This is a genomic window from Bacillus aerius (assembly GCF_029894105.1).
Taxonomy (GTDB): Bacteria; Bacillota; Bacilli; order Bacillales; family Bacillaceae; genus Bacillus; species Bacillus altitudinis.
On sequence record NZ_JARYHO010000001.1, the window covers coordinates 279,760 to 291,282 of the forward strand.

Genomic DNA, 11,523 nt, shown 5'->3' on the forward strand with positions numbered 1-11,523 from the left:
TATGATAAATGTATCACTTATTCAGGGAGCAATCGGGATGGAAGAGATATTAGAAAAGCTTCATACATTTTTTGATGTTGATAAATTAATTGCATTTATTAGTGGGTATTTAAAAAAACCAGTCATTTTAGAAAGTACTGAATGTCAGCTGCTTGCTTATAATTCTTACAGCATCCAGCAGTTCGACCCAGTCAATCAGCAAACCATTTTCTCAAAGGAATGTCCGGGAGCTGTGGTGGATTGGTTAAAAAAAACAGGGGTCATTGAGCAGCTATATACAGATTCAAATCCTTTTTATGTGAATGGTCATGAGGAGCTCGGGTTTAATCGACGAGTGGCTGTGAGCGCCAAACACAAACAAGAGGTTGTCGGCTTTATTTGGGTGCAGGACATTGAAGATTCTCTCTCTCAAGAGGAGCTGCAATTTTTACACGAGGCATCGTTTCAAGTTGGAAAAGTTATTTATAAAAATAAGAAACAGTTGGAGAAAAAGGAAGGCAAGATTGAAGAGTTCTTCAAAAAGGTCATGGATGATCATTTTTATACAGAAGAAGAGCTGAAATGGGAAGCTGAGAATTTAAGCATTCCACTGCCAGTTGTCTTTACTGTGATGGTTGTTCATGCCGCCGATAACAAAAGTGAGACGGCAGAAGATGTGAAGGATGTGATTAGAACCTATTTACAGCTAGAAGACAAGGTCAATCATGTCTACTCTGTGCAAGCAGACATCGTCGTGATATTAGGCAGTTTGTCAGATCGCCACTCACCAAAAGCGACCGCTGCGGATGTCGTCGCCCATCTTCAATCGAAAACGCATACACACCCATCTCCTTTATATATTGGGATGGGAAGAGAATATCGAGATGTCATGAAAATGAGCACAAGTCGATTTGAAGCGATAGAAGTTGTGAAAGCAGTGAAGATTGTCGGCGGACAGGAATTGATTCCATACGATTACGAGCATTTGGGGGTCTTCCGGTTCTTAGACTCGATTTACAGTCACCAAAAAAAGAAAAACGACTTTAATCCAGATTTGTTGCGCCTAAAGGAAAAAGACCGTGACAGCCAAACTTCATTTTTAAAAACCTTAGAGGTCTACTTATTGAATAATTGCAAGCTAAAACCAGCTGCAGAGCAGTTATTTATTCATCAAAATACACTAAACTATCGAATGAAACAAATTTTTGAAATGACGTCTATAGATTTAAGTCATTTTAGCCAGCGATGTGAGTTATTTATTGAATTGATGCTGATGAAAAAAGATCAATAGACGTGGACTCCGCAGGTGCAAAGGATGACCTGCGGATTTTTATGCGAGATCATAAAATGGCATACAATTGCCTTATTTCGTTGTATGATAGATAAAGATTTTATGAGGAAAGTGAAAGGAGGGCCACCTTTGGGATCAGTCACCTTGGCCATTTTAATTTTCATCATGACCCTCGTCCTTGTCATTTGGCAGCCAGGACGTTTAACCATTGGATGGTCAGCGTGCGGGGGAGCGATTCTTGCTCTTGCTTTTGGGGTCGTTCATTTGGGCGATGTATGGGAAGTTACCCAAATTGTCTGGAACGCCACCTTTGCATTTATTGGAATTATCATCATTTCATTGATTTTAGATGAGATTGGTTTTTTTGAATGGGCGGCACTTCATATGGCAAAAGCCGCAAGAGGGAACGGGGTCCGCATGTTTATTTATTTAACATTGCTCGGCGCTGTGGTAGCAGCTTTTTTTGCCAACGATGGAGCAGCACTTATCTTAACCCCGATCGTTTTATCTGTGGTCAGAGCGCTGAAGTTGGATGAACGTATGATCCTGCCATTTGTCATGGCAAGCGGCTTTATTGCAGATACGACGTCTTTGCCATTTGTCATTAGTAACTTGGTCAATATCGTATCAGCCGATTATTTTCATATTGGCTTTCTTGAATATACTGCAAACATGTTCGTCCCAAACCTTGTATCGCTTGGCGCTAGTATGCTTGTGCTGTATGTGTTTTATCGGAAACTCATCCCGAAAACGTACGATGTTTCGCAGGCGAAGGAACCAGCTTCGGCCATTCGTGATCTGCGCATGTTCCGGTTATCTTGGTATGTGTTAGGGTGCTTGCTTGTTGGATATTTTGCTGGGGAATTGGCAGGCATTCCGGTGTCAATCATTGTAGGAGGCATTGCCATTGCTTTCTTATGGCTGGCGAAACGGAGTCCACAAGTAGCGACAAAACGAGTCGTCAAAGAAGCACCGTGGTCGATTGTGTTTTTCTCTATCGGCATGTATGTCGTGGTGTATGGGCTGAAAAATGTCGGCCTGACAGAAATTTTAGCGGCGTGGATTGAACAGGGGGCGTCACACGGTTTACTTGCGGGAACGATGTTTATGGGGGTTCTGGCAGCAGTGCTATCTTCTGTCATGAACAACCTCCCAACCGTTTTAATTGATGCGATTGCCATCGGTCACACAGATACAGCAGGTGTGATGAGAGATGCACTGATTTATGCCAACGTCATCGGCTCAAACCTTGGTCCAAAAATGACCCCAATCGGTTCATTGGCGACACTGCTGTGGCTTCATGTCTTGAAGAAAAAAGGTGTGCATATTTCTTGGGGAGCATACATGAAAGCTGGAATCATTCTAACCATACCGACGCTGATCATCACGTTATTGGGGTTGTATGTGTGGTTATGGTTGATACATTAAAAAGCAGATCCAATGGATCTTAGCGCGTAGGCAAACCTTCGCATTCTTTGTCAGTCCTGCGTGCTGGTGCTCACGAATATCAAATTCGCTCCGCGCCAGTACTCGTCTTTCCTAGACTGCAAAGGTTTTCTATCACGCTGAAAAGAAGACAAAGGGCTAAAATCAAGTTCATTTTAGCCCTTTGTCAACAAAAAGCAGATCCAACGGATCTGCTCAGGCTGTCGAGAAAATCTCGACAGCTTTATTTTTTTCCTTAAAATTTACATCTCCTCATTTTATAATAGAGAAAAGCCCACTAAAGGAAGGTGTTTTTCTCATGTTCCACACTAGAAATTCTTCTCAGCACGAAGCTGAATTTGTATTGCTAGATCAACTGGTCGAAGAGGATCACCTGCTTCGTAAAATTGATCAGTACATTGATTTTTCATTTATCGTAGATAAAGTAAGACCGTATTATAGCGAGAATAAAGGTCGTCCTTCTCTTGATCCACTGATTTTGTTCAAAATGATGTTTATCGGATACCTGTACGGTATCCGTTCTGAAAGACAACTTGAAAAAGAAATTTACTATAACATGGCGTATAGATGGTTTTTAGGTTTGAACATCAATGACCCCGTTCCTCATCACTCGACCATTAGCTGGAATCGTCGTACTCGATTCAAAGATACAACGATTTTTCAAGACATTTTCGACGAGATTGTGCTTCAAGCTATCAATCATGATATGGTAGGAGGCCGCGTTCTTTTTACTGATTCAACTCATCTTAAAGCCAATGCCAATAAACATAAATATACGAGAAAAACGATTGAACAAGATACCCAGAACTATATAAATGATTTAGAAGAAGCGATCCAAGAAGATCGGGTGGCACACGGAAAAAAGCCCTTAAAGGTAAAAGAGGAGGTGAAAACGGAAAAAGACATTCGGCAAAGTATGACAGACCCTGAAAGTGGCTATCTTTATCGTGAAAACAAACCGGAAGGCTTTTTCTACCTGGACCATCGTACAACAGATATGAAGTACAATATCATCACGGATGCCCACATCACGCCCGGTAATGTCCATGATTCTGTTCCGTATCTTGATCGGTTGGATCACCAAATCGCACGATTTGGTTTTCAAGTAGAAGCTGTTGCCCTTGATTCTGGTTATTTGACGACCCCAATCTGTAAAGGTTTATCAGATCGCCGTATTTTTGGTGTCATCGCACATAGACGCTTTCATCCAACAAGAGGTTTATTTGAGAAGTGGAAATTCAAGTATGATTCTGAACATGATCATTACATATGCCCAAATGGTGAGAAGCTATTATATACAACAACTGATCGAAAGGGTTATCGATTCTACAAATCAGATCCTAAAAAATGTGCATCGTGTTCTTTCCTTGAAAGATGCACAAGGTCGAAAAATCATCAAAAAGTCATCTCAAGACACATATGGGAAGAACATAAAGAAAAGATCAGACAAAATCGTCTATCTGTCTCTGGAAAAGAGCTATATAAAAAAAGAAAAGAAAAAATAGAGCGAAGCTTTGCAGATTCAAAACAACTGCACGGGCTTCGCTACTGCCGGTTGAGGGGAAAACAAAATGTGAGTGAGCAAGTTCTTCTCACAGCTGCCTGTCAGAACATGAAGAAGATTGCCACACATCTAGCGAAGCTAGGTTAGGTGTGTGGGAGGCCTTTTTCATTCAATCTCATCCATCATTATTACGATGAAAATAAAAAAGATTGTAGAAAAACATGAGTTTCTCTACAATCTGAGCAGATCCAACGGATCTGCTTTTTGTTGTTATAGATATTTTGCATAGCGTTTTTCCAAAAAGTCTTGGAGCAATGAGACCACACTGCATATGCCCCAGTAAATCAAGGCAACCAATATATACATGGTCATATAATCGAATTCTCGTCCACCCACAATTTTTGCTTGCTGGAAGAGTTCGGGCACAGTAATCATTGCCGCTAGTGAGGAAGCTTTGATTAAATCAAGCATGACGTTGGTCAGGGGCGGCAGTGCAATGCGCACGGATTGAGGCAAAATGACTCCACGCATCGTTTGCCAATAGCTGAGACCAAGTGATTTGGCGGCTTCCACTTGACCACTTGGAACAGAGGAGAGAGCCGCCCGGTTAATTTCGGCAATGTATGCAGCACTATTGAAGCTGAATCCAATAATAGCAGCAGTGACAGCTGTAAATTCAATGCCGATGTAAGGGAATCCGAAATAAAGGATAAACAAAATGACCAGAATGGGAACCCCTCGCATGAATGAAATATACAGCCGTGCAGGCAGCCGAAGGAACCACGTATTTGCCATTCTAGCAAGGGCAATAAAAAAGCCTAGAATCGTACCAAAAAACATGCTCACAAAAGAAATGAGCAGCGTCAGCCAGATGCCTTTCATGACAAATGGAAATGACGCTTTTGCCAGTGCAGGATTAAAGATATATTCTAAATGAATATCTCCCACGTCTGCGGCTCCTTATTTAGAAATGTCGACATCTTCGACATCAACATCAATTTTCTTTGAGACGTCAGCATGATTAAAGAATTTCTCTGAAATCTTTTTCATGGTTCCGTCTTTTTTCATCTCTTTTAATACACGATTTAATTCTTTTTGAAGCTCTGTATTGTCTTTTTTCATCACAAACCCTTGTTCATTCGGCATGTATTTTAAGTCTGGATGGATCGTAATATTTAGCTTAGGGAATGCAGCAAGCGCCAGTGTTTGTAAGTAGTAGTCATTTAAAATGACATCTGTACGGCCATTTGCGACATCCTTTAAATATTGCTCGTTTGTGGCATTATCATAAATGACTTCTTTTGCACCATACTTACGGGCAACATCCATATAAATGGTCGTTGCAGCACCTGCTGCTTTCTTTCCTTTTAAATCCTTTAGCGTTTTAATACCTGACAGATCATCTTTTCTGACGATAGCGGTTCCATAGGAGTATTTATAAGGTGTTGAAAAGGCGAACTTATCTTTCCTGTCATCTGTGATGTCGATATCGTTTGCAGCGGCATCCACCTGACCTGAATTAATGGCACTGAGCATACCGTCATAACCCATTTCTTTAAATTCTACTTTTACGTCAAGGCGCTTAAATGCTTCTTTGACGACTTCCACTTCATAGCCAGTCAATTGATCCTTGCCGTTCGATGTATCATGGTAAGACGTAGGATACAAGGTGCCTGAAGTAGCGACCACGATTTTCCCTTTCTTTTGAATCTGATCCCACTTTGATTCTCCAGACTGAGATGAGCCTGATTGATTGCAAGCAGACATGACAAGCATGAGAGCAGACACAACAAGCAGAACCCATATAGGTTTTCTATGATAAAAACGACTCATTTAAGAATCCTCCTCTATTTTTTATACAAAACAAAACATAGCACGCTTTTTCAGTTAGGACAACGTTTTCAGATGAAAAGCGAAAAAGTAAGAATATTATGTGCAATTTGATGCTGTGAATAATGTATAAAAAAGGAAAGAGTGTGCAAATTAAAATCGAATAAAGGAGGGAACGACAGAGATGAAAAAAACAAGTGGTTTGATCTTACTAACGATGGTGCTATTATTTGGTTTTCAGGTGAATACGGCTCATGGAGAAACACCCCAAATGGAAAAGCGCCCCGTCACGCATCAAGTAAAATTAACGACAGAGCAACAAAAACAAATTGAAGTACTTGAACAGCAAATTTTGTCTAAACGAAAAGAAGTGATCGAAAAATACGTTCAGTATGGTGTGTTAACGAAGGAACAAGGCACGCACATCACAAAACGAATGGATGAACATTACAATCACTTAAAAAATAACGGGTTTGTTCCATTACTAAAAAAACCACAGCACCATCGACCATAAGTTTAAGAAAACCGGCAGCAAGGGGCCGGTTTTTATTGTTTATGTGTTAAAAGGTCAGCGTCTCACCATCTTGAGGGACAAAAATGGCCTGATCTGCATGATTCTCTTGAATGTAAGATGTTAATGCGGCTCTTGTTAATAAACAATGATTCACGGCTTCAAGGTGACAGGCGATGATTTGAGCTTGTGGTTGAGTATGGTGAATGTCTACAATCTCTTCCTTTGTCATCGTAATTGGGTCTCCCTCTAAAAATTGGGCAGCCCCACTATTGACCACAATAATATCTGGCTGGCATGTATTCACAACCTCTTTCGGCTCATCACACCAAATGGTATCTCCTGCAATATAAAGAGTAGGCTCATCAGGATGAGAGAAAACAAAACCGCTCACTTGTCCCATCCGTTTAGCGGTTTCTCCTGTCCCGTGCTGCCCGCCAGTTCGTTTGATATGAACACCGCAAACATTCATTTCATCTTCAATGCATGTGACATGCTGAAATCCAGCTTCTTTTACTTCCATGCGATCTTTCTCTGATTGAGTATAGATCGGCAAAGTTTGAGCTAATCTCTTTTTTGCCTCGTCGTCAAAGTGATCTACATGTAAATGAGTGAGCAGGACAGCATCCGGCTGTAATATCTTGTCCAAATCAATGTTTGCAGGCAGATCCACAATTGGATTGTTTACATGTTGATTGGCAGTATGCGGGAACGGTGGATAGGTTCCTTTTGCTGCTAAAAAGGGATCGATTAAAAATGTTGACGGACCATATTGAAGGTATAAAGTAGCATTGCGAATGAGTGTTATTTTCATTAGAAGGCCTCCTTTTTTTCTCATTAAGTTTACAGTATATTAAAAGAGCTTCATGTGACAGAGGATCATGAAAGTCTTTCAGCGGAACGACTTGATTTTTGAAAGAGGTGAGCCAATGCTAGACAAAACAGATATGGATATATTAAAAGAACTCTCAAAGAATAGCCGATTGACGATGAAAACACTTGGTGAAAAAGTCCATTTAACTGGTCAAGCTGCTAAAAATAGAGTTTTAAAGCTTGAAGAAGAGGGGGTTATTGAAGCCTATACCATTTCAATTAACTGGCGGACACAGCAGAACATCCAAACATTTTTACAGCTCTTTACCCGAAGTCATGATCATGAACCGCTTTTATCGTTTCTCCATCATAAGGAAGAAATCAAAAACCTGTTTAAAATAAGTGGAGAGGGCTGTTATATGGCTGAAGGACATTTCTCCAGTCATGATGAGCTTGATCAATTTTTAACGGAGCTAACAAAGCATGCAAATTATAAATTGTCTATCGCTGTGAAACGTCTCACTCATCAAGAATAGATGAGACGCAGGAGGAAATAACCGATGAAAAGATTAATTGAACATCAGGCTGAACCGATCACAAAGGAAAGAATCAAAGCGGATTTGGTTCAACTTGGTGTAAGGAAGGGCATGATCTTATGTGTTCACTCATCCTTGTCATCTATTGGCTGGGTGAATGGAGGAGCTATAGCAGTTATACAAGCTATGATGGATATTTTAACAGATGAAGGAACACTGATTATGCCGGCACAAACATTAGAGCTGTCGGATCCTGCTGATTGGATCAATCCGCCTGTTCCTTATTCTTGGTGGAAACCGATCAAAGACACGATGCCTGCATTTGATCCGGCTTACACAGCTCCAACAGCAATGGGAAAGGTAGCGGAGACCTTTTGGAAATACCCAGGCGTAGAAAGAAGCAATCATCCTCATTTCTCATTCACCGCCTGGGGGAAAAGGAAAGATGAAGTGTTGAAACACCATGCGCTTCCTTATGGTTTAGGAGAAAATTCACCTCTTGGACGTATGTACGATCTTGATGCAAAAGTGCTGCTAATTGGCACGTCATTCGAGAGTGTGACAGCTTTTCACTTAGCTGAATATCGAATCTCACAGCAAGACCTCATGACACGAGGGGCCCCCATTTTAGAGAATGGTTGGAGGGTGTGGAAAGAGTATCAAGATATCATCACAAGAGAAGAACTATTTGAACAGATTGGTCGTGACTTTTTACAATCAGGATGTAGTTATAACCACAGTCAAATCGGGCTAGCCAATTCGTATTTATTGCCGATGAGAGAATCGGTCGATTTTGCGGAAAAATGGCTTAAGCAGTACGACCAGGCGTGATCTAAGCAGTCTGAAAATCAAAATAATAGAGATCTTGATCAGGGTGCTCAGATATATAGCAGGTGAGCTGATAGTCTCCTTTTTGAATGGAGAAAGACAGTACCTGTGCCATGACGCTTGTCAGATAAACATGATCACTTGAATGAGTAAATGGCACTGTGATGACTCTATCAACGGATGATGGAGGCTCATGGCTGTTTAATGTCACGATAATAGAAGCCTTTCCGTTATTGATGCCTTCAAAAGAAATACCTCGATCCCCGGTTGCGAATCCTTGAAGAATATCGTCATCTGTCCAATCAATCACAGGTGGCGTTGTGCTTCCAGTGTATACGGTGATTTGGTGATAGGAGATAGATAGGGGATACGTTTGATTTAAATCATTCATAATAGATAACTCCTTTATTCATAAAATTTGTCCAGCTTGGAATCATGTTGAAAAGTGAATGTTTGAAAGTAAGATAATTGAAGAGAATGTTAGGCAGCAAGACGATTGTCGCCGTCTTGCGCTACTGTATGAGGGATCTAGATGTGAAATTGCGAAACCATTTCTTTTAGGTCTCCTGCTAAATGGGCGAGAGCCTCTGATGAAGCTGTTACTTCTTCCATTGCTGCAAATTGTTCTTCTGTTAAACCTGCTACTTGTTGTGAATGTTCACTCGTCAGTTTAACGCCTTCTGTGATAGAGGCAAAGGTTTGCTTCGCATCATTTGTATAAGCTGCGATTTTTTGGGATGCATCTGATAAATGTTTAATGCCTTCTGCCATTTCCTTCATTGACTGCTGAATGTCAATAAATGAATCCTCTGTATGAGAAATAAGAACAGCCCCTTGAGCCGCTTCCTCTCGTACTCGTTTAATGGCACTCGTCGAATGATTCATCTCTTTTTGTATTTCGGAAATGAGATGTGAAATCATGTTGGATGATGTTTGCGATTCTTCTGCGAGCTTCCTCACTTCGTCTGCCACAACGGCAAAACCTTTTCCATGTTCACCTGCGCGTGCTGCCTCAATGGCCGCATTAAGAGCAAGTAGATTTGTTTGGTTAGCGATATCTGTAATCACTTTGGAAATTTGATCAATCTCGGCTGAACGTGTTTCTAGCGCTTGAATTGCTGTGCCGTTCTCTTCAATTGATTTTGCAATAGATGTCATTTGTGAATTGACTTCACCGATATTTTGTACACCTTTTTGGGCCATTTCTTGTGCGGACTGGCTTCTTGTTGCCATTTGTCCCGCATTTTCAGTGATGTTTACCAGCTCGTTAGATACTTGTCTCATCGTGTGCTCACTAGCTGTCATTTGGGACGATTGCTGTTCAGACGATTGAGCGACTTCTTGAATGGTATGGGTAATTTTTTCTGATGCTGCACTCGTTTCTTCTGCGCTAGCTGACAGCTCCTCAGAAGAGGTGGCTACTAATTCAGATGTTTTGATCACATTTAAAATGGTGTGATTTAATTTCTCACGCATCTTATTAAAGTGACCTGCCAGCTCAGAAAGTTCATCGCCTGTGTGATCTGTCACGTTGATGGTTAAATTTCCTTCGCCTGCACTCTTAATAGCAGATGCCATATGTTTGAGACGTGTCTGAATCCGCTTTGTGAAAATAGAAATAATGATAACAGAAACAATTAAACTTAGCAGTAGAACCGTGACAAATTGAATAAAGAAAGACTGAAGCATTTGTGAAATCATGCTTTGATTTGCACCGGTATAGAAAATACCAATCGTTTCCCCTGTATCATTTTTGATGGGCATATAAGCCGTTTGGTAGTCTTTCCCGGCAACATTGGCTGTTCCGTAATAATTCTCGCCTTTATCCAAAACAGCGGCCTTTACTTCAGGTGAGACTTCGGTTCCTACAGCTCGTTTCCCGTTTAACATGACATTTGTGGCAACACGGGTATTTCCTTGGAAAATCGTGATTGTATCACCAGTATATTCGGCTAATTGATCAACCAATGTGTCATGGTTATTGATTTGAGTCTTTCCTTTGTAAAGCTTGCCATCTTTTATCTGCCACGAGCCAGCAACCTTTTCAGTTAGGTAAGCGTATCCTAGCTTTAGATCGCCTTTTGCTTTTTCGGTGGCCATTTGCTTAATGTTCTCTGTCATTTCGCGGTTCACTACATAACCAACCACTGCTGAAAATACGATGAGGACACTTAAAAAGATCAGCATTATTTTGGCGCCAAGCCTCAGTTTTCCTTTTTTCTTCATGCTTTTTACTCCTTTAGGTATAAGGTAGGGTATCCCTCCTTAAGGATTATCGGCATGAAAAAAATGTTTGATATACGTGAGTGCACTTACACAGAAATTTTTGTTGTGAAAAAAGGAAAGATCGTGCTACTCGATAATAAATTGGATTCTTGTGCCATCAGGATCATCTGATAATTGATGACTTACCCAAGAGCCTGCCCCCCTATTATCCGAAGGACGTACATATTTGACAGAAGCTCCTGCTCCACCTTCTTTACACATCGCCATTGGCCATTCATCACGATCATAACCACGCTTTGTTGGAATGCCATGAAGTGATTTGTCTCTTTGCTCATCACTATTTTTTCGATCAATGGTGCAAATGGAAGAATGACCTTCGTCAATAGCTTCTTCTATGTGCTTCGCAGTTTCTGGATAACGATCTGATGGAAAGTGAATGGTTTTGTCATAAGAAGAGTTTGTCGTCTCTTGTTTATGTTGCCCTAGTTGGACATAGCCTGTCGCTATACCAATGACAATCAATAAAAGCAAGAGAATGGTTTTAAGAAGTTTCATAGAT

Annotated in this window: 12 protein-coding genes; 6 read left to right on the forward strand and 6 right to left on the reverse strand. The window is 40.8% G+C overall.

What is annotated here, in order from left to right; all coding sequences use genetic code 11:
* Window positions 1-37: 37 nt before the first annotated feature.
* The 3 genes from M2353_RS01500 (at window position 38) to M2353_RS01510 (ending at window position 4,367) form a co-directional block, all read left to right on the forward strand.
* Entirely contained in the window at window positions 38-1,270 is a 1,233-nt protein-coding gene (locus tag M2353_RS01500) for a PucR family transcriptional regulator (protein WP_284724798.1), read from the forward strand.
* A gap of 129 nt (window positions 1,271-1,399) precedes the next feature.
* Entirely contained in the window at window positions 1,400-2,698 is a 1,299-nt protein-coding gene (locus M2353_RS01505) for an arsenic transporter (protein ID WP_008342056.1), read from the forward strand.
* Between the two features lie 316 nt (window positions 2,699-3,014).
* Window positions 3,015-4,367 (forward strand): IS1182 family transposase, encoded by a 1,353-nt coding sequence (locus M2353_RS01510; protein WP_061418081.1) that lies wholly within the window; start codon window positions 3,015-3,017, stop codon window positions 4,365-4,367.
* Between the two features lie 123 nt (window positions 4,368-4,490).
* Here the strand turns inward: M2353_RS01510 and M2353_RS01515 are convergent, their stop codons facing one another.
* Both M2353_RS01515 and M2353_RS01520 read right to left on the reverse strand, forming a co-directional pair.
* Window positions 4,491-5,168, reverse strand: coding sequence for an amino acid ABC transporter permease (locus M2353_RS01515; protein ID WP_008347854.1), 678 nt, complete (start codon window positions 5,166-5,168; stop codon window positions 4,491-4,493).
* 12 nt (window positions 5,169-5,180) lie between these two features.
* Window positions 5,181-5,996, reverse strand: a complete 816-nt coding sequence (locus tag M2353_RS01520; protein WP_370529221.1) for a transporter substrate-binding domain-containing protein — start codon at window positions 5,994-5,996, stop codon at window positions 5,181-5,183.
* Between the two features lie 238 nt (window positions 5,997-6,234).
* Between M2353_RS01520 and M2353_RS01525 the strand changes: the two genes are divergently transcribed.
* Complete coding sequence (locus M2353_RS01525) at window positions 6,235-6,564, forward strand: YckD family protein (RefSeq protein ID WP_024718960.1); 330 nt, start codon at window positions 6,235-6,237, stop codon at window positions 6,562-6,564.
* Between the two features lie 46 nt (window positions 6,565-6,610).
* Here the strand turns inward: M2353_RS01525 and M2353_RS01530 are convergent, their stop codons facing one another.
* Window positions 6,611-7,375 carry an MBL fold metallo-hydrolase gene (locus M2353_RS01530; RefSeq protein WP_284724799.1) on the reverse strand — a complete coding sequence of 255 codons (765 nt, stop codon included), beginning with the start codon at window positions 7,373-7,375 and terminating at the stop codon, window positions 6,611-6,613.
* Window positions 7,376-7,490: 115 nt separating this feature from the next.
* On the opposite strand from M2353_RS01530, the gene M2353_RS01535 reads away from it, so the two are divergent.
* The gene (locus M2353_RS01535) at window positions 7,491-7,910 is read left to right on the forward strand and encodes an Lrp/AsnC family transcriptional regulator (RefSeq protein ID WP_284724800.1); all 420 of its coding nucleotides are present in this window, start codon (window positions 7,491-7,493) and stop codon (window positions 7,908-7,910) included.
* A gap of 24 nt (window positions 7,911-7,934) precedes the next feature.
* Entirely contained in the window at window positions 7,935-8,741 is an 807-nt protein-coding gene (locus M2353_RS01540) for an AAC(3) family N-acetyltransferase (RefSeq protein ID WP_284724801.1), read from the forward strand.
* A 1-nt stretch (window position 8,742) separates the two neighbouring features.
* Here M2353_RS01540 and comJ read toward each other — a convergent pair whose 3' ends face one another.
* The 3 genes from comJ to M2353_RS01555 all read right to left on the reverse strand — a co-directional run bounded on the left by comJ (window position 8,743) and on the right by M2353_RS01555 (window position 11,519).
* Entirely contained in the window at window positions 8,743-9,129 is a 387-nt protein-coding gene (gene comJ / locus M2353_RS01545; protein ID WP_284724802.1) for a competence protein ComJ, read from the reverse strand.
* 137 nt (window positions 9,130-9,266) lie between these two features.
* On the reverse strand, window positions 9,267-10,964 hold the full coding sequence (locus M2353_RS01550; protein ID WP_284724803.1) for a methyl-accepting chemotaxis protein: 1,698 nt from the start codon (window positions 10,962-10,964) through the stop codon (window positions 9,267-9,269).
* A gap of 126 nt (window positions 10,965-11,090) precedes the next feature.
* On the reverse strand, window positions 11,091-11,519 hold the full coding sequence (locus M2353_RS01555; protein ID WP_007498233.1) for a NucA/NucB deoxyribonuclease domain-containing protein: 429 nt from the start codon (window positions 11,517-11,519) through the stop codon (window positions 11,091-11,093).
* Window positions 11,520-11,523: the final 4 nt, after the last annotated feature.